16 protein-coding genes are annotated in these 19,003 nt (G+C 65.8%); 15 read left to right on the top strand and 1 reads right to left on the bottom strand.

All coding sequences use genetic code 11. The features are described 5' to 3' along the window. Positions 1 to 2 precede the first annotated feature (2 nt). The 4 genes from BM118_RS08815 (at position 3) to BM118_RS08800 (ending at position 4,687) form a co-directional block, all read left to right on the top strand. Positions 3 to 1,298, top strand: coding sequence for an aminotransferase class III-fold pyridoxal phosphate-dependent enzyme (locus BM118_RS08815; protein WP_092184073.1), 1,296 nt, complete (start codon positions 3 to 5; stop codon positions 1,296 to 1,298). Further along, complete coding sequence (locus BM118_RS08810) at positions 1,295 to 2,977, top strand: long-chain-fatty-acid--CoA ligase (protein WP_092184071.1); 1,683 nt, start codon at positions 1,295 to 1,297, stop codon at positions 2,975 to 2,977. The genes BM118_RS08815 and BM118_RS08810 overlap by 4 nt, the downstream gene beginning before the upstream one ends. Before the next feature lie 103 nt (positions 2,978 to 3,080). Continuing rightward, positions 3,081 to 4,013 carry an N-carbamoyl-D-amino-acid hydrolase gene (locus tag BM118_RS08805; RefSeq protein WP_092184069.1) on the top strand — a complete coding sequence of 311 codons (933 nt, stop codon included), beginning with the start codon at positions 3,081 to 3,083 and terminating at the stop codon, positions 4,011 to 4,013. Between the two features lie 5 nt (positions 4,014 to 4,018). After that, entirely contained in the window at positions 4,019 to 4,687 is a 669-nt protein-coding gene (locus BM118_RS08800; RefSeq protein WP_177234112.1) for a flavin reductase family protein, read from the top strand. Here the strand turns inward: BM118_RS08800 and BM118_RS08795 are convergent. Next, positions 4,684 to 5,346, bottom strand: coding sequence for an aspartate/glutamate racemase family protein (locus BM118_RS08795; RefSeq protein WP_092184065.1), 663 nt, complete (start codon positions 5,344 to 5,346; stop codon positions 4,684 to 4,686). The two genes, BM118_RS08800 and BM118_RS08795, sit on opposite strands and share 4 nt — an antisense overlap. 56 nt (positions 5,347 to 5,402) lie before the next feature. On the opposite strand from BM118_RS08795, the gene hydA reads away from it, so the two are divergent. The 11 genes from hydA to BM118_RS08740 all read left to right on the top strand — a co-directional run bounded on the left by hydA (position 5,403) and on the right by BM118_RS08740 (position 18,985). Next, positions 5,403 to 6,872: a dihydropyrimidinase gene (hydA, locus tag BM118_RS08790; protein ID WP_092184063.1), complete on the top strand. Its 1,470-nt coding sequence runs from the start codon at positions 5,403 to 5,405 to the stop codon at positions 6,870 to 6,872. A 16-nt stretch (positions 6,873 to 6,888) separates the two neighbouring features. Continuing rightward, on the top strand, positions 6,889 to 7,863 hold the full coding sequence (locus tag BM118_RS08785; protein WP_092184061.1) for an NAD-dependent epimerase/dehydratase family protein: 975 nt from the start codon (positions 6,889 to 6,891) through the stop codon (positions 7,861 to 7,863). A 1-nt stretch (position 7,864) separates the two neighbouring features. After that, a complete protein-coding gene (locus BM118_RS08780; protein ID WP_092184059.1) occupies positions 7,865 to 8,614 on the top strand; it encodes an SDR family oxidoreductase in 750 nt (249 codons plus the stop codon). Next, a complete protein-coding gene (locus BM118_RS08775; RefSeq protein ID WP_092184057.1) occupies positions 8,611 to 10,047 on the top strand; it encodes an NAD(P)-binding domain-containing protein in 1,437 nt (478 codons plus the stop codon). The genes BM118_RS08780 and BM118_RS08775 overlap by 4 nt, the downstream gene beginning before the upstream one ends. 117 nt (positions 10,048 to 10,164) lie before the next feature. Then, positions 10,165 to 11,784, top strand: a complete 1,620-nt coding sequence (locus BM118_RS08770) for an ABC transporter substrate-binding protein (protein ID WP_092184055.1) — start codon at positions 10,165 to 10,167, stop codon at positions 11,782 to 11,784. A gap of 28 nt (positions 11,785 to 11,812) precedes the next feature. Then, positions 11,813 to 12,847: an ABC transporter permease gene (locus BM118_RS08765; protein WP_092184053.1), complete on the top strand. Its 1,035-nt coding sequence runs from the start codon at positions 11,813 to 11,815 to the stop codon at positions 12,845 to 12,847. Continuing rightward, positions 12,844 to 13,692, top strand: a complete 849-nt coding sequence (locus BM118_RS08760; RefSeq protein ID WP_092184051.1) for an ABC transporter permease — start codon at positions 12,844 to 12,846, stop codon at positions 13,690 to 13,692. The genes BM118_RS08765 and BM118_RS08760 overlap by 4 nt, the downstream gene beginning before the upstream one ends. Continuing rightward, complete coding sequence (gene nikE, locus BM118_RS08755) at positions 13,689 to 15,359, top strand: nickel ABC transporter ATP-binding protein NikE (RefSeq protein WP_092184049.1); 1,671 nt, start codon at positions 13,689 to 13,691, stop codon at positions 15,357 to 15,359. Before BM118_RS08760 ends, nikE begins: the two co-directional genes overlap by 4 nt. A gap of 142 nt (positions 15,360 to 15,501) precedes the next feature. Beyond that, complete coding sequence (locus BM118_RS08750; RefSeq protein WP_092184047.1) at positions 15,502 to 17,106, top strand: ABC transporter substrate-binding protein; 1,605 nt, start codon at positions 15,502 to 15,504, stop codon at positions 17,104 to 17,106. Between the two features lie 17 nt (positions 17,107 to 17,123). Further along, positions 17,124 to 18,065: an ABC transporter permease gene (locus BM118_RS08745; protein ID WP_027548944.1), complete on the top strand. Its 942-nt coding sequence runs from the start codon at positions 17,124 to 17,126 to the stop codon at positions 18,063 to 18,065. Next, positions 18,062 to 18,985 (top strand): ABC transporter permease, encoded by a 924-nt coding sequence (locus BM118_RS08740; RefSeq protein WP_092184045.1) that lies wholly within the window; start codon positions 18,062 to 18,064, stop codon positions 18,983 to 18,985. Before BM118_RS08745 ends, BM118_RS08740 begins: the two co-directional genes overlap by 4 nt. Positions 18,986 to 19,003: the final 18 nt, after the last annotated feature.

The following is a 19,003-nucleotide window of genomic DNA, read 5'->3' as shown; positions in this document are numbered from 1 at the left end:
CGATGAGCAGATTGTTGCGAACCGGGCTGAATGCGGGCGACAGCGCGCCGATGGCCGTGGTCGGCGGCGAGGGCGTTTACTTTCACCTCGCGGACGGCCGCAAGCTCATCGACGGCAGCAACACCGGCGGCGGTCTCGGGCATCGTCATCCCGCGATGGTGGAGGCGATCCGCCGTGCAGCCGATACGCCGGTCGTGAACGAAGGGTGGACCTGGGTCGGCCGTGAACAGGCCGCGGACGACCTGATGACCACTGCGTTTAGGGGTGAAGAGGATTGGGTTGGCGCGGTCCGCTTCTGCATCAGCGGCAGTGAGGCCAACGACATGGCGCTCTCGCTCTGCCAGGCGCTGACGCAGCGTTCGGCACTGGCGACGCGCGAGCGCGCCTATCACGGCATCACCGGCCTGTCGCGCAGCATGACGGTGCAGCCGCAATGGCATGGCGGGCTGGCGGTGCATAGCGGCGGCTCGCAGCTACCGGCACCGATGGCGCCGGTGCGGATTCTCCCGGCGCCGGATGGCGCGATCTACGGCGCACCGGCCAACAATACACCGCCGAGCGAATATCTGGCGGATGCCCCGCGCCTGCTCTCGGACACCGCGGCGACGATCATCGACTACACGCAGGGCGGCATCTATTACGACGGCGCCTATCAGGACGAGGTGGCGCGCTGTGCGCGGCAGGCGGGCTCGTACTGGATCGCGGACGAGGTCGTGACCGGCGCAGGGCGCGCGGGACGCTGGTTCGCATTTCAGGGCGCCGAAAGCCGCCCCGACATCGTCACGCTCGGGAAGTCGCTCGGCGGCGGCGCGGCCGCCGTCGCTGCGGTCGTGGTGTCGAAAGATATCGTCGAGCGGCTCAAGGGCACGAGCTGGCAGAACTACGGCACGCTGCGCGGTCATCCCATCAGCATGGCCGCCGTCAGCGCCTATCTGAAGGTCGTCAGCGACGACAAGATTCTGGAGCATGTGCAGACGCTTGAGAAGCTCTTTACTCGCCGCCTGCTCGCGATCGCGCAGAAACATCCGAGCGTGCAGCGCGTGGCGGGGCAGGGGCTGCACTGGACGGTCGAGCTGCACGGCCCGGACTGGCGCAATTGGCATGCCGACACCACGGAGGTGCCGATCGCCTCGCGTGTGGCGGAGCGAGCGCTGGAGGCCGGCGCGGTGATCGGTACCAGCGGCGAGCAGACTTCGCTGTTCCTGGCGCCGCCGCTTGTCATCTCCGCACGCGAGGCTGAGCAGCTACTCGATGCGCTCGACCACGGCCTCGATATTGCCGACGAGGAGCACGGGTGAGCGCGGACCACGCAACACCTCGTCGCTCGCCGGCTTGGCCGGCGGATGAACCCTGGCATCTCGCGATGCCCGAGGGGACCCTTTACGACGCGCTGGCACGCGCGGCGAATGACCGGCCGTCGCATCCGGCGACGGTATTTTACGGCGCGAGCCTGAGCTACGCTGAATTGCGCGACCGCGTCGACGCCTTGGCGGGTTTCCTGCAAGGTGCTTGCGACGTGAAGCGCGGCGACCGCGTCATGATCGCGCTTCAGAATTCGCCGCAATATGTCATCGCCTATTACGCTGCGATGCGGGCGGACGCCGTGATCGTGCCGGTCAATCCCATGAACAAGACCGTCGAGATCGACTATCTCGCCGCAGACAGCGGTGCGAAGGTCGCGATCATCGGAAGCGAGCTCAGCGAAGTATTTGCGCCGCTGATGGGTGAAGCCATCACGCATGCGATCGTCGCGCAGTATCGCGACGAGGTTCCGGTCGCGACCCCCTATACGCTGCCGTCCTGCGTGACCGAAGCGCCGTCGGAGATGCCGACGTCGCCGGGCTGGCACTCCTGGTCGTCCGCAATCGCACAAGGCGTGCACCCCGGCGCAATGACCGCGGGCCCGGACGATCTCATGATCCTGCCCTATACGTCGGGCACGACAGGCAAGCCCAAGGCCTGCATGCACAGCCATCGCAGCGCGCTGTTCACGGCTGTGTTGCAGGCGCGCTGGTACGGGCTCGACGGCGATGACGTGATGACCGGTTTCATGCCGCTGTTCCACGTCGCGGGCATGCAAGGTTCGATGAATGCGGCCATCGTCACCGGCGCCACGCTGCTGCTGATGGCGCGCTGGGACAAGGATCTGCTCCCGGACCTGTTCGAGACCTATGGCGTGACGTTCTGGAACGCGGCCCCGACCATGATCGTCGACGTGCTCGCAAGCGCCCGGTTCCGCGACCGATGTTTTGCGAAGCTGAAGGTGCTGACCGGCGGCGGCGCTGCGATGCCGACGGCGGTGGCCGAGCGGCTGAAGGGACGCTTCGGCCTCGACTTCGTCGAAGGCTACGGCATGACCGAGACGATGTCGCCGACCCACCTCAATCCGATGACCGCGCCGAAGCGGCAATGCCTCGGCATCGCCGTGCAGGAGACGGATGCAAGGATCGTCGATCCCGAGAGCCTGATCGAGCTCGACGACAACGTGGTCGGCGAGATCGTCGTGCACGGCCCGCAGGTGCTGCAAGGCTACTGGAACAGGCCGCAAGCCGAAGCCGAGTCCTTCATCGAACTCTCAGGCAAGCGGTTCCTGCGTACGGGCGATCTCGGCTATCGCGATGTCGAAGGCTATTTCTTCGCCGTCGACCGCCTCAAGCGGATGATCAATGTCAGCGGCTTCAAGGTGTGGCCGGCCGAAGTGGAGGCCGCGATGTACCAGAACCGCGCCATCCGGGAGTGCTGCATCGTCTCGGCGCCGGACGATTATCGCGGCGAGACCGTCAAGGCACTGGTGGTGCTGGACGAGGCGGCGCGCGCGACGACGTCGGCGGACGACATCGTCGGCTGGGCGCGCGGCGCGATGGCGAGTTACAAGGCGCCGCGCGCCGTCGTCTTCGTCGAGTCCCTGCCGCGCACGGCAAGCAACAAGATCAACTGGCGGCTCTTGCAGGACGCCGAATGGGGGCGGACCGCATGAGGTGCGCCCGCCTGGTAAAGCGACGCGCGGCTGCGTTATGCTGCAGGCGCCGGACAATCACTGAAGCTGCGGCTTCCCCCAAGAAATCACCAGGAATTCGCTGATGCGCATCGTCAATGTCGCCGCCGCCCAGATGGGCCCGATCCAGAAAGCCGACAGCCGCGAGGCCGTGGTCAGGCGCATGATCGCGCTGATGGACGAAGCCAAGGCGAAGGGCGCCGATCTGATCGTCTATCCGGAACTGGCGCTGACGACGTTCTTTCCGCGCTGGTATGTGGAGGACCGGGCCGAGTTCGACATCTGGTTCGAACGCGAGATGCCGGGCGCGGCGACGCGGCCGCTGTTCGAGCGCGCGGCGCAGCATCAGATGGCGATGAATTTCGGCTATGCCGAGCTGACGCCCGACGGCCGTCACTTCAACACCGCCGTTCTCACCGACAAGTCCGGCAAGATCGTCGGCAAATATCGCAAGGTCCACCTGCCGGGCCATGTGGAATACGACACCAAGCGCTCCCACCAGCATCTGGAGAAACGCTATTTCGAGCCGGGCGACCTCGGCTTCAAGGTCTGGCGCGAGCTGGGCGGCATCATCGGCATGGCCATCTGCAATGACCGGCGCTGGCCCGAGACCTATCGCGTGATGGGCCTGCAGGGCGTCGAGATGGTGCTGATCGGCTACAACACGCCGTCCGTGAATGCGGAGAAGAGCGAGGAGGGCGTCGAGAAGCGCCTGTTTCACAATCGCCTCTCGGTGCAGGCCGGCGCCTATCAGAATTCAACCTGGGTGGTCGCGGTCGGCAAGGCCGGCGTCGAGGATGGACACCCGCTGTTCGGCGGCAGCCTGATCGTCGATCCCAACGGCGAGATCGTCGCCGAGGCAAGGACGGAGGACGACGAGGTTCTGGTTCACGCTTGCGACCTCGATGCCACCATTTTCGGCAAGACCACGATCTTCGATTTCGCCCGGCATCGCCGTATCGAGCATTATGGCCTGATCACCAGCCAAACCGGCGCGGTGCCGCCGCCGGAGAAGTGACGCCGATGGCAGGCAAGGACTCATCGGGCATTCCCCTGCGCGAGCTCGATCCCCGCGACCGCTACAAGCTGCTCTGCGGCGTGGTGGTGCCGCGGCCGATCGCGCTGGTGACGACGCTGGACGAGAACGGGGCGGTCAATGCCGCGCCGTTCAGCTTCTTCAACGTCTTCTCCGAGAGCCCCGCGCTGATCGTGCTGGGGCTTCAGCACAAGGCGGATCACAGCCCGAAGGACACGACCCGCAACATCCACCGCGACGGCGAGTTCGTGGTTCACATGGTGGATGAGGCGCTGTCGGGGGCGATGAACGACTGCGCGGTCGATTTTCCCTCCGGCGACAGCGAGGTCGCCGCGACCGGGCTTGCCACGCTGCCCTCCATCGATGTGAAGGTGCCGCGCCTTGCCGCGGCACCCTTTGCGCTGGAGTGCCGGCGCCACGTCGTGCTGACCTTCTCGCCCGATCGCGAGCTGCTGGTCGGGGAAGTGCTCCGGGTTCACGCCCGCGAGGGCCTCGTCGACGAGGCCAACATGTATGTCGATCTCGACGCCTACCGGCCGATCGGCCGCATGTTCGGCAGTCTCTATACGACGCAGCGGGATACGTTTGCGCTTGTGCGCGAGAGCCATGCGCAATGGCTCGCGCGGCAGGACGCCAATGAGCTGAAGGACGCCTAGTGAGCCGAGAACTGCACCGCTCCGAGTGCCATGGTGACGGCCGCCTGTGTTGGGTCGATCACGGGAATACGAAGCGCGTCTTCCAGCGGGCGGCGGTGACGCGCCATGCCGGCGCAGCCCATCACGATGGCGCGGGCGCCGTCCTCATCGCGCAGCGAGCGGCCGATGTCGATCATCTTCGCCAAAGTGCCTTCGCCCGAGGCGATTTCCGCAACGCTCATGTTGAGCGGCCGTTCGCCGGCGAGGCGGTCGGTCAGTCCCATCTGCCTGAGATAGCGCATGTGTCGGGGGATCGAACGCTGGGCAATGGCGATGACGCCAAAGGTCTCGGCGCGCGCCAGCGCCGTCAGCACGCCGCACTCGGCGATGCCGAACACGGGCCGGTCGGTGCCCTCGCGGCAGACCTGAAGACCGGGATCGCTGTAGCAGGCGATGACGAAGGCAGCCGAGCTGTTGTCGCTTTCCACCAGCCGGCGCAGCGGCATCGCGACACTGTCGACGTCGGCCTGGCTTTCAATGCCGAACGGACCCTCGGCCAGCGACTGGCAGACCAGTTCCGGCCCGCGCTCGAAGTCGAGCGGCCTCAAGGCATCCTCCAGCCCTTGCGTGACCGCGGGATTGGAGTTCGGATTGATGACGAGAATGCGCGGCCGGGACATGCTGGTCTTCCTGCGAAATGGCGATCACCTGACTTCAGGCTATCACGGAGTGCCTCATGACTGAACCCACCTACGACCTGATCATTCGCGGCGGCCGCGTCGCCACCACGACCGATGTGTTCGAGGCCGATGTCGCCATCTCCGGCGAGACCATCGCAGCCGTCGGCCGCGGCCTTCCAGCCGCCAAGCGCGAGATCGACGCACGCGGCAAGCTGGTGCTGCCCGGCGGCGTCGACAGCCATGCCCATATCGAGCAGCTGTCGGCCGCCGGCATCATGAATGCCGACACTTTCGAGAGCGCGACGGTCTCCGCCGCTTTTGGCGGCACCACCACGGTGATCCCGTTCGCCGCCCAGCATGTCGGCATGAAGCTGCCGCGGGTGGTTGAGGACTATCACGCGCTGGCGAAGAAGGGCGCGGTGATCGACTACGCCTTCCACATGATCATTGCGGACGCGACCAGGGAGACGGTCGAGGAGCACATTCCGGCACTGGTGAAGCAAGGCCATGCCTCGATCAAGATCTTCATGACCTACGACCGGCTCAAGGTCGACGACGAGCCGCTGCTCGACATCCTCCTCGCCGCGCGGCAGTCCGGCGCGATGCTGTGTGCGCACGCCGAGAACCACGGCATCATCGCCTGGATGGTGAAGCGCCTGCTCGCGCGCGGCTACACGCTGCCGAAATACCACGCCGTCAGCCACGCCCGCGTGTCGGAAGCGGAAGCGTTCACGCGGCTGATCGGCATGGCGGCGCTGATCGACCAGCCGATCATGATCTTCCATGTCTCGACGGCCGAAGGCGCCAAGGTGATCCGCGACTCGCGCGGGCAGGGGCTCAAGGTGTTCGCCGAGACCTGTCCGCAATATCTGTTCCTGACCGCCGCCGATCTCGACAAGCCCGGCGCGGACGGCGCCAAATGGATGTGCAGCCCGCCGCCACGCACGTATCAGGACCAGGAGGCGCTGTGGCAGGCGCTGTCGCTCGGCGATCTCCAGACCATCTCGTCGGATCATGCGCCCTATCGCTTCGACGAGACCGGCAAGCTGCGCGCCGGCCCCAATCCCAACTTCAAGCAGGTCGCCAACGGCCTGCCGGGGCTGGAGCTGCGCTTGCCGCTGCTGTTCGACGCGATGGTGTCGAAGGGCCGGTTGGGCCTGGAAAAGTTCGTCGAGCTGACCGCAACGGCGCCGGCCAAGATCTACAATCTGCATCCGCGCAAGGGCTCGATCGCTGTTGGAGCCGATGCCGATATCGCGATCTGGGATCCCAACCGCGAGGTCACGGTTGCCGACGAGATGATGCATGACCTCACCGGCTATACGCCGTTCGCGGGCCGCAAGCTGAAGGGCTGGCCGGTGTCCGTGCTGTCACGCGGCCGCGTTGTCGTCGACGGCAACAAGTGCCTCGCGAGCGCCGGAAGCGGCAAGTTCCTTGCGCGCAGCGGCGGCGAGGCGGCGAGGCCCACCGGCCGGCTCGTCGCCGACATGGATCCTGAGCGGAATTTTGGAGCGAAGCTGCTGTGACGGTGGATCGCGCGCGATGAAGATCGTCATCTTCGGCGGCACGGGATTTGTCGGCCTCAATGTTGCGGAGGCGCTGCTCGCGCGCGGTCACGACGTGACGCTGTATGACCGCGCGGAGTTACCGCCATCCGCGCGGCGATCTCTGGCTGACTACGGTGCACGGCTCAAAGCCGTGCAGGGCGATATCACCGACGCAGAAGCCATCGACGCCCTCATTGCCGAAGGCGTTGATGCGATCGTGCTCGGCGCCGCGGTGACGGCCGGCGATGATCTCGAACGGGCGTCGACGGCGCGCGTGCTCGAAATCAACGTGATGGCGCAAATCCCGATCCTGCTCTCCGCGATCCGCCATGGCGTGCGCCGGGTCGTCAATCTGTCGTCGGCATCGGCCTATGGCGCCGCGGGTGCCCGGGTCGAGATTTTGGACGAGGACACGCCTTGCGATCCGGTCTCGTTCTACGCCATCAGCAAATTCACCTCGGAACGATCTGTCGCGCGCCATGCCGAGCTCTTTGGCGGCGATTTCCTGAGCGTGCGACTGAGCGCCTTGTTCGGCCCGTGGGAGCGACCCAGCTCGGTGCGCGACACGCCAAGCCTCCAGTACCAGATCCTGGCCGCGTTCGCGCGTGGTGAGCCCGCGGTCATGCCTGAACCGGGCATGCGGGACTGGATCTACGCGCCGGATGCAGCCGAAGCCGTGGCGGTCCTGATCGAAGCCGAGCGGCCACGCCATCGGCTCTACAGCATCTCCAGCGGCGGGCTATGGCCGGCGCTGCAATGGGGCGAGGCCTTTGCAGCGTTGCATCCCGGCCTCGAGTGCCGGCTCGCGGCGCCCGAAGAGAAAACTGTCATCAAGTTGCACGGACCCTATCGTGCGCCGCTGTCGGTGACGCGAATGGCGGACGAGTTCGGCTGGCGCGCCCGGTTCGGCTGCGCCGAGTCCGCCGCCGCCATGAGCGCCTGGTTGAAGCAGCACAAGGAGTGGATCTGAGATGCGGCTGCAGGGGCGTACGGCCATCATCACGGGCGCAGCTTCGGGCATTGGCCGCGCCAGCGCAAAGCTGTTTGCGGAGGAGGGCGCGCGCCTCGCTCTGGTCGATCGCGATGCCGATGGCCTTCGGGAAACGCTGAGCTTTGTGGGCGAGGCAACGACGCATGTCGGTGATGTCGGTGACGCTGGATTCGCCGAGACCGTCGTCGGCGATGTCGTCGCACGACACTGCCGCCTCGATATCCTCATGACCGCGGCAGGCTTCTCCTGCGGCGGCACGGTGCTGACGACCGATCCGGCCGACTGGGACGCGGTGTTCCGCACCAATGTCGGCGGCACCTGGCTGTGGGCGCGGGCCGCCGTGCCTCACATGCAGCGGCAGAAGAGCGGCTCGATCGTGACGCTGGCATCGCAGCTCGCCATTGCCGGCGGCAAGGGCAACAGCGCCTATATCGCCGCCAAGGGCGCGATCGTCAGCCTGACGCGGACCATGGCCGTGGACTTCGCCACCGACGGCATTCGCGTCAATGCGATTGCGCCGGGTGCGATCGACACGCCGATGCTTCGCCGCAGCTTTGCCCGTCACGCCAATGCGGAGGAGGTGCGTGAAGCCTCCCGCAACCGCCATGCCATGAAGCGGTTCGGCCAGGCGGAGGAGATCGCGCAGACGGCGCTGCATCTCGCCAGCGATGCGTCCTCGTTCACGACGGGCACCGTGATGGTGGTTGACGGAGGCTGGCTTGCGGCATGAGTGACGCGCTGACAGAGCTCGAAGCCGATATTCGCGCCGATCTCGCCATGATCGCGCATCCAGGCGCGGCGTGGCTCGACCCGAAGATCGGGCCTGATGGCAAGCCGGCGCTCGATGTTCTCGTCGTCGGCGCCGGTCAGTCCGGCATCGCCATCGGCTTCGGCCTGATGCGCTCCCGCGTCAGCAACATCCTGCTGCTCGACAAGGCCGAGGAGGGGAAGGAGGGCCCGTGGCTCACCTATGCCCGCATGCCGACGCTGCGCAGCCCGAAGGACTACACGGGCCCGGACCTCGACATTCCCAGCCTGACCTACCAGTCCTGGCACGAAGCCCGCTTCGGCAAGGAGAGCTGGCAGGAGCTCGGACTGATCGAACGCGGCCATTGGGCCGAGTATCTACTCTGGCTGCGGCGCACGATCGGATTGCCGGTGCGCAACGGTTGCGAGCTGTTGGAGATTGTGCCTGCATCCGACGGGTTGATCGCTGCGCGCGTGAAGGGCGCCGATGGCGTCGAGACCCTCCATGCGCGCAAGATCGTGCTGGCGACGGGGCAGGAAGGAATGGGCGACTGGATGATCCCGGAGCCGCTCCGCCATCTGCCATCAAGTTCGGTCGCGACCGTCGCCGACGACATCGACTTCGAAAAGCTCCGCGGCAAGCGCGTCGTCGTGATCGGCGCCGGTGCATCCGCCTTCGACAACGCGGCGACCGCGCTGGAGGCGGGCGCCGCCGAGGTACATCTTCTCTGCCGCCGCGCGCAGATCCAGGTGATCCAGCCCTATCGCTGGCTGACCTTTCGCGGCTTCCTGCGCCATCTCAGCGATCTCGACGATGCCTGGCGCTGGCGCTTCATGCGCACCATCCTCGAAATGCGGGAAGGCTTTCCGCAGCCGACCTATGATCGCTGTGGGCGTCACGCCAATTTCACATTGCACGAGGGCGCGCCGGTCGAGGCGGCCCGGGAGACGGGTAAGGGCGTCGAATTGCAGACGCCGCGCGGCGCCATCGTGGCGGATTTCGTCATTTGCGGCACCGGCATCGACGTGAACTTTGTCGGGCGCGGCGAGCTCTCCACCTTCGCCGGCAACATCGCGACCTGGGCCGACCGCTATCAGCCGCCGGAGGGCGAGCGCAACGAACGGCTCGGCCGCTTTCCCTATCTCGCCGACGATTACGCCTTCACCGAGCGCGTAGCCGGCGAGACGCCGTGGATTTCCGACATCCATCTCTTCGCCATCGCCTCCACAATGAGCTTCGGTCCGTCGGGATCGTCGATCAACGCGATGACGACCGCCGTCCCGAAGCTGGTCCACGGCCTGACGCGCGGCCTGTTCCGCGCCGATGTCGCGCGACACTGGGCTTCGCTCAGCGCCTATGACGTGCCGCAGGCCGTGGTCAGGCGGCCGGCGCGAAGAACGGGGGAAACGCGATGATCATCCATGCGCCGCCGCGACGAAGCTCCCCACCAGCGCGCCGTGAGACTGGCGCGCAACTTGCTTGTTTCTTAACCTGCCTTGCTGGCGTTCTTGTCGAAATTCAGGGAAAAACGAATGCGTTTTGTGTCTTTCAGGCCGGCGTCCTCCGTGCTCGCCACAGTCGCGCTTCTGCTCATCGCGAACGCGCCATCGCAGGCCCAAACCAGGGCGGAAACGCTGCGCTATGTGACGGGCGCATCGGTCAACACGCTCGATCCCAACATCCCCGGCTCGACGCGCGAGTCCTTCGCGCTGAGCATGAGCACCTACGACCGGCTGGTGGCGTTCGGCCGCAAGGAGCTCAACGGCAAATGGGTGTTTGATCTCGACAAGATCACCGGCGAGCTCGCCGAATCCTACGACGTCAGTCCCGACGGACTGAAGCTCACCTTCCGCCTGCGCAAGGACGCAAAATTCCAGGACGGCTCGCCTGTGACGGCCGAGGACGTGAAATGGTCGCTCGATCGCTGCGTCACCGCGCCGATCCTCGGCAAGGCGCAGCTCCTGACCGGCTCCTTGACCTCGGCCGACCAGTTCAAGGTGATCGATCCGCTCACCATCGAGGTGACGCTGCCCAAGCCCGACAAGCTCGCGCTGCCGAATTTGGCGACCGTCTATCCCATGATCATCAACTCGAAGGTCGCCAAGGAGCACGCGACGGCGGATGATCCCTGGGCGACCGCCTGGCTCAAGGAGCACACCGCCGGCAGCGGCGCCTATGTGGTCGAGACTTTCAAGCCGGGCGAGCAGGTGATCCTCAAGCGTGACGAGGCCTGGAATCGCGGCTCGGCCAACAAGCCCGCCTTCTTCAAGCGCGTGATCGTGCAGTCCGTGCCGGAGCCGGCGACCCGCGCCAACCTGGTCGAGCGCGGCGATGCCGACATCGTCGTCGATCTCCAGGCCAGCGACGTGCAGTCGCTCGAGGCCAAGGGCAAGCTCAAGGTGATCTCGACGCCGCAATACAATGCGATCACCTTCGTCTCGATGAACAACCAGATCCCGCCCTTCGACAACGTCAATGTCCGCCGCGCCATCGCCTTTGCGCTGCCCTATGACGACATGTTCAAGGCCGCGCTGTTCGGCCGCGGCGCGCCGCTGTTCGGCGCGAACTGGCCGGACGGCAAGCCGGCGAACGGCATCTATCCGTTCCAGGCGCCGGTGAAGACCGATCTCGACAAGGCCCGCGAATATCTCAAGGCCGCCGGCCTTCCCGAAGGTTTTTCGACCACGTTCAGCTTCAACGTCGGCCAGGCCTCGACGGCGGAGCCGATGGCTTCGCTGGTGAAGGAATCGCTTGCGAAGATCGGGATCAAGGTCGACATTCAGAAACTGCCGGATGCGCAGATGTCGACGCAGATCAACGAGAAGAAGCTGCCGTTCTTCACCGAGGGTATTGTCGCCTGGCTGCCCTCGACCGACTATTTCTACCGCAACTTCTACACCGGCAATCAGCGCTGGAATTACAGCTCCATCAACAATGCCGAGATCGCCGCGATCGCGCAGGAAGCCCGCTTCGAGCCGGACAAGGCCAAATACGAGGAGGACGGCCGCAAGCTCAACGCCATCCACTTCAGCGAGATACCGCAGATCCCGCTGTGGCAGCCGAACCAGGACGCGGTGATGGCGTCGTCGATCGAAGGCTATACCTACGAGTTCCATCGCCAGGTGGATTATCGCGACGTCAGCCGCAAGTGAGATCGGCAAACGAGAGAGGCTCTGAAAGGTGATGACCGGACTTGGCGCAACGATGGTGCGGGCGGGCAGGCGGCTTCTGTCGTCGCTGCCGGCGCTGTTCGGCGTGCTGGTCTTCACCTTTCTGCTGATGCGCGTCCTGCCCGGCGATCCCGCGGTGTTCTTCGCCTCCGGGCCCAATGCCGGCAAGGAGGAGATCGAGCAGATCCGCAAGCAGATGGGGCTCAACAGGCCGGTGCCGGAGCAGCTCGTGTACTATCTCTCCGACATCGGCCACGGCAATTTCGGCCGCTCCATGATGACCGGGCAGCCGGTGCTGAAGGATTTGCGCGAGCGGCTGCCGGCCTCGCTCGAGCTCACCTTCACCGCGCTCCTGATCGCATTGATCGCAGCGGTGCCGCTCGGCGTCATCGCGGCGCTGCGGCCGGGATCGATCGTCGATCACGGCGTGCGGCTGTTCTGCGCGCTCGGCGTCTGCGTGCCGACTTTCGTCTCGGGCCTGCTGCTGATCTATGTCTTCTATTACCTGCTTGGGCTCGCGCCTGATCCCACGGGGCGGATCGATGTCTTCACCTCGCTGCCGCCGCAGCGCACCGGCTTTCTGTCGATCGATTTCCTGCTGGCCGGCGATGTCGAGGGCTGGTGGGCGGCCTGCAAGCAGCTGGTCCTGCCGGCCGTGAGCATGGCCCTGTTCGTCATCGCGCCGCTGGCACGGATCACGCGCGCCTCGATGCTGGTGTCGCTCGGCAGCGATTTCGTGCGCACCGCGCGCTCCGTCGGGCTGTCCTGGCGCAAGGTCGTCGTCACCTACGCGCTGCGCAACGCGATCCTCCCCGTCATCACCATCGCCGGCATCGTGTTCTCGACCATGCTGGGCGCCAATGTCCTGGTGGAGAAGGTGTTCTCCTGGCCGGGCGTTGCCTCCTACGCGCTCGATGCGTTGCTGTCCTCCGACTATGCGCCGGTGCAGGGCTTCGTGCTGCTGATGGCGAGCCTGTTCGTGCTGGTCAATCTGGTGGTCGATGTCTGCTACGGCATCGCCGATCCCAGGGTGTCGATCGAATGACCAGCGCAACCCTCCGCCATTCGGTCTGGATCTTGCGCGGCAATCCGCTCACGGCGGTCGCGGCGGTGGGCGTTCTGCTGTTCGTCCTGGTCGCGATCTTCGGCCCCTGGATCGTGCCTTACGATCCCGTTGCCTCCAATGTCTCGGAAGCGCTGCTGCCGCCGAGCGCGGCGCACATCGCCGGCACGGATCAGCTCGGGCGCGACGTGTTCAGCCGCCTCGTCATCGCGGCTCGGCTCGACCTTGCCATAGCGGTCTCGGCAGTGGGCATCTCCTTCGTGATCGGTGCCGTCGTCGGTGCGTTCTGCGGCTATGCCGGCGGCAGGCTCGACCGTGGCGTCGGCCGCTTCGTCGACGTCATGATGGCCTTTCCGCTGTTCGTGCTGGCGATGGCGATGGTCGCCGCGCTCGGCAACCGGATCGAGAACATCGTGATCGCGACCGCGATCATCAATCTTCCCTTCTACATCCGTTTCGCGCGGGCCGAGGTCAACGTCCGGCGCAATGTCGGCTGGGTGGAAGCTGCGCGCGCCTGCGGCGAGAGCCATTTCTCGGTGGTGCTGCGCTTCCTGCTGCCGAACATCCTGCCGGCGATGGCGGTGCAGATCTCGCTCAACCTCGGCTGGGCCATTCTGAACGCCGCGGGCCTGTCCTTCATCGGCCTTGGCGTCAAGCCGCCGACGCCGGAATGGGGCATCATGGTCGCGGAGGGCGCGCGCTTCATCTCGACCGGACGGTGGTGGCTGGTGGCCTTCCCGGGCCTCGCACTGATGCTCGCCGTGCTCTGCTTCAATCTGCTCGGTGACGGGATGCGGGACATTCTCGATCCCCGCATGCGCACATGAGCGAAGAACTGCTCAGGATCGACGATCTCCACGTCTCGTTCTCGACGCGGCGCGGCATGGTCGAGGCCGTGCGCGGCGTGACGCTCACGGCCAAGGCCGGCGAGATGCTCGGCCTCGTCGGCGAGAGCGGCTCTGGCAAGTCGGTCACCGGATTTGCGACGACGCGGCTGCTCGATGCGGCCGGGCGCGTCACCGGCGGCAAGATCCTGTTTCGCGGGCAGGACGTGACAAAACTCCGGGGCGACGATCTCCGTCATCTCCAGGGCGCCGCGATGTCGATGATCTTCCAGAATCCGCGGGCGGCGCTCAACCCGATCCGGGCGATCGGCCTGCAGATCGCGGACGCGATCCTCACGCATAAGCGGATATCGAAGGACGCCGCGCGCACCGAAGCGCTGGAGCTGCTGCGCGCCGTCCAGATCCGCGACCCCGAGACGCGGATGAATGCCTATCCGCACGAGCTCTCCGGCGGCATGTGCCAGCGCGTCATGATCGCGATCGCGATCTCCTGCAATCCCGCACTGCTGATTGCCGACGAGCCGACCACCGGCCTCGACGTCACCACGCAGAAGGTGGTGATGGACCTGCTGGCCGACATCGCCGCGGCGCGCGGCATGGCGACGATCCTGATCACGCACGATCTCGGGCTCGCGGCGCGTTATTGCCGCCGCATCGCGGTGATGGAGCGTGGACGCATCGTCGAGGAGGCTGGTCCCAGGACGCTCTTCTCCACGCCGCAGCACGCCTACACCAGGCGCCTCGTGGCGGCATCGCCGACCGCGACGTCGCGGATCGAGGATCTCGTGACGGAGGAGGAGCGGGAGCGCCAGGCGACTTTTGTCAGCAAGCCCAGGCCCGAGCTCGCGCACGGGACGCCGCCTTTGCTTGAGGTGCGCAAGCTTGCGAAACGTTTCGACCAGGGTTCCGCCGCGGTCGCGGACTTCTCGATGACGATGGCCGGCGGCGAGAGCGTCGGCCTCGTCGGCGAGTCCGGCTCGGGCAAGAGCACGACGTCGCGGATGATCTGCCGCCTGATCGATCCGAGCGAGGGCGACATCGTGTTCGACGGGCAGTCGATCGGCCATGTGGCGTCGCGTGATTTTCACCGCTCGCCCTTGCGCAAAGACATTCAAATGGTCTTCCAGGACCCGAATGAGAGCCTCAACCCGCGCTTCACGGCCTTCGATTGCATCGCCCATCCCCTGATGCGGCTCGATGGCATGCGGGCAGGCGAGGCGCTGCGCGCGCGGGTCGAGGAATGCGCCGAGCGCGTGGGACTGCCGCTCGATCTCCTGCCGCGGTTTCCACACCAGCTCTCGGGCGGCCAGAAGGCGCGCGTCGGCATTGCGCGCGCCATCGCCTGCCGGCCCCGGCTTCTGGTGCTGGACGAGCCGACCGCCGCGCTCGACGTCTCCGTGCAGGCGGTGGTGCTGCAACTGCTCGACCGCTTGCGGCGCGAGAACGACATCGCGTTGCTGTTCGTCAGCCACGATCTCAACGTGGTGCGCATGCTCTGCGATCGCACCATCGTGCTGCGCAATGGCGGCATCGTCGAGCAGGGCGAGAGCCGGGCGCTGTTCGATAATCCGAAAACCGACTACACGCGGAAGCTGGTCGAGGCGATCCCGCATATCGAGACCGGGCCGACGCTGGCGGCCGCGCTTTGAGGCCTGGATCGGCCAAAATGGCGATGAGATCCCGCTGGCGAAGGCCTGGTTACTGGCATACCATTTGCACGCCAATGGGCTTCGGTTTCACCTGCTCTTGGCCAATGATTGGCCGGCATCACGGCATTACTGGGAGGACTTCATGGATCGCAGGACCATATTAAAGGGGCTGGCTGGCGCGAGCGGTCTGGCATTGACGGGCGGCCTTTCGGCCCCGGCGATCGCCCAGGGCGCAGCGGCGCGCACCCTGCGCTTCGTGCCGCAGGCCAACCTCGCCAATTTCGACCCGATCTGGGGCACGCAATATGTCGTGCGCAACGCCGCGGCGATGGTCTGGGACACGCTTTACGGCGTCGATTCGTCGCTCCAGCCGCAACGTCAGATGGTCGAATCCGAGGAAGTCACCGACGACGGTATGACCTGGACGTTCAAGCTCCGATCAGGGCTCAAATTCCATGACGGCGAGCCGGTGCTGAGCAAGGACGTCGTCGCGAGCCTTACGCGCTGGTCGGCGCGCGATCCGATGGGGCTCATGATCAAGGCGCTCCAGCAGGAGTTGACCGCCGTCGATGACCGCACCTTCAAGTGGGTGCTCAAGCAGCCCTTCCCGAAGCTGCTCTATGCGCTCGCCAAGAACAACTCGCCGTGCGCCTTCATCATGCCGGAGCGGATTGCGCAGACGGATCCGTTCAAGCAGATCGCCGACTATGTCGGCTCCGGGCCGATGAAGTTCGCCAAGGGCGAATGGGTGCCCGGCGCGAAAGCGGTGTTCGAGAAGTTCGCCGACTACGCGCCGCGTCAGGAAAAGTCCTCGTGGCTTGCCGGCGGCAAGCAAATGCTGGTCGACCGCATCGAGTGGGTGGTGATGCCGGATCCGGCCACCGCTGCTGCCGCGTTGCAGAATGGCGAGATCGACTGGTGGGAGAACCCGATCGCGGACCTCGTGCCGGTCCTGAAGAAGAACAAGAACATCAGCGTCGATATCGGCGATCCGCTCGGCAATGTCGGCTCGTTCCGCATGAACTTCCTGTATCCGCCCTTCAACGACGTGCGGGCGCGGCGCGCGGTGCTGATGGCGCTGAGCCAGGAAGACTACATGCGCGCGATCGTCGGCGACGACACCGCGCTCTGGAAGCCGCTGCCGGGCTACTTCACGCCGGATACGCCGCTCTACACGGAAGTGGGCGGTGAGATCCTGAAGGGCAAGCGCGATCTCGACGCGGCCAAGAAGCTGCTCGCCGAGAGCGGCTATTCCGGCCAGCCGGTGACGTGTCTGGTGGCGCAGGACCAGCCGATCACCAAGGCGATGGGCGATGTGACCGCGGACCTCCTGAAGAAGCTCGGCATGAATGTCGATTTCGTCGCGACCGACTGGGGCACAGTCGGCTCCCGCCGTGCGCAGAAGACGCCGCCGGGACAGGGCGGCTGGAACATGTTCCACACCTGGCATGCGGGCGCGGACTGCATCAATCCGGCCCCGTACACCGCCATTCGCGCCAACGGCGACAAGGCCTGGTTCGGTTGGCCCACCAGCGCCGGCACCGAAAAGGAGGTCACATCCTGGTTCGAGGCCAAGAACCTCGACGAGGAAAAGGCCACCATCAACCGCCTCAACAAGGCGGCGATGGATGACGTCGTCTATGCGCCGACCGGGTTCTTCCTGAGCTACACGGCGTGGCGCAAGAACGTCTCCGGCATCACCAAGGGGCCGTTGCCGTTCTTCTGGGGCGTGTCGAAGTCCGCATGATCGTGCACTGAAGCCAGATGCTCTCCTACATCCTCCGTCGCATCGTCGCGACCTTGCCCGTGATGGCAATCGTCGCGCTGTTCGTGTTCAGCCTGCTTTACATCGCGCCGGGTGATCCGGCCGTGGTGATCGCGGGCGATCAGGCGAGCCCGGAGGATGTGGAGCGCATCCGCCAGAGCCTCGGTCTCGACCGTCCGTTCCTGATCCAGTTCGGAAGCTGGGTCTGGCGCATCCTGCACGGCGATCTCGGCACCTCGATCTTCACCAATCTGCCGGTCTCGACGATGATCGGGCAGCGTCTCGGACCGACGCTGTCGCTGATGATCGTCACGCTGCTGCTCACGATCGTGGTCGCGGTGCCGCTCGGCGTGGTGGCGGCGTGGAAGGCCGGCAGCCTGATCGACCGCGTCATCATGGGCTTTGCCGTGTTCGGCTTCTCGCTGCCCGTCTTCGTGGTCGGCTACATGCTTGCCTACATCTTCGCGCTCGAACTGGAATGGCTTCCTGTGCAGGGCTACACGCCGCTTGCCCAGGGCTTTTGGCCCTGGCTGGAGAATTTGATTCTGCCGGCGGTCGCGCTCGGCTGCGTCTACATCGCGCTGATCGCGCGCATCACCCGCGCCACCATGCTCGAAGTGCTGCAGCAGGACTATATCCGCACCGCGCGGGCCAAGGGTCTCGGGCAGGGCGGCATCCTGTTTGTTCACGCGCTGAAGAACGCGGCGGTGCCGATCGTGACCGTGATCGGGATCGGCATCGCGCTCCTGATCGGCGGCGCGGTCGTCACCGAAAGCGTGTTCGCGATTCCCGGCCTCGGCCGGCTCACCATCGACGCGATCCTGCGCCGCGACTATCCCGTCATCCAGGGCATCGTGCTGCTGTTCAGCTTCGTCTACGTCCTCGTCAATTTGATGATCGACGTCATCTATACGCTCGTTGACCCGAGGATCCGCTATTGACCGACACCACCGTCAATCCGCAATCGCTTCCGGCCGGATTCGCCCTCGCGCCGCAACTGCCGGAGATCCTTCGGCCGGTCAAGATCCGGCACGGCTTCATCGGCTTTCTGCGCGGGCATCCGACGGTCGCCATCGGCGGCGCGCTGCTGCTGACGCTCGTCCTGATCGCGATCTTCGCACCTTATCTCGGAACGGTCGATCCGACCGCGCTCGCGCCCGCCAAGCGCACGCGCGCGCCGTCGGCGGACTATTGGTTCGGCACCGACGTGCTCGGCCGCGACATCTATTCGCGCGTGCTCTTCGGCGCGCGGGTTTCGCTCACGGTCGGCCTGTCCGTTGCGATATTCGCGTCCGCTATTGGCCTTGCCATCGGCATCGTCTCCGGCTTCGTCCGCTGGGCCGACGGCATCCTGATGCGCTTCATGGACGGCCTGATGTCGATCCCGCCGATCCTGCTGGCGATCGCGCTGATGGCCTTGACGCGCGGCAGCGTCGGCAACGTCATTCTGGCCATCACCATCGCCGAAATCCCGCGCGTCTCACGCCTCGTGCGCAGCGTGGTGCTGTCGCTGCGCGAACAGCCCTATGTGGATGCGGCGGTGGCGTGCGGCACGCGCACGCCGATGATCATCCTGCGCCACATCCTGCCCAACACGCTCGCGCCCATGCTGGTCCAGGCGACCTATATCTGCGCCAGTGCCATGATCACGGAGGCGATCCTGTCCTTCATCGGTGCGGGCACGCCGCCCACCATTCCATCCTGGGGCAACATCATGGCCGAGGGCCGCGCGCTGTGGCAGGTCAAGCCCTATATCGTGTTCTTTCCGGCGGCCTTCCTGTCCGTCACCGTGCTTGCCGTGAATCTGCTCGGCGACGGCCTTCGCGATGCGCTCGATCCGCGCATGGCCAAGAGCCTCTGATGTATCGAGGCTGATCAC

The sequence above is a fragment of the Bradyrhizobium sp. cf659 genome (assembly GCF_900113725.1).
Classification (GTDB): domain Bacteria; phylum Pseudomonadota; class Alphaproteobacteria; order Rhizobiales; family Xanthobacteraceae; genus Bradyrhizobium.
This window is presented reverse-complemented; position numbering and strand designations above follow the sequence as displayed.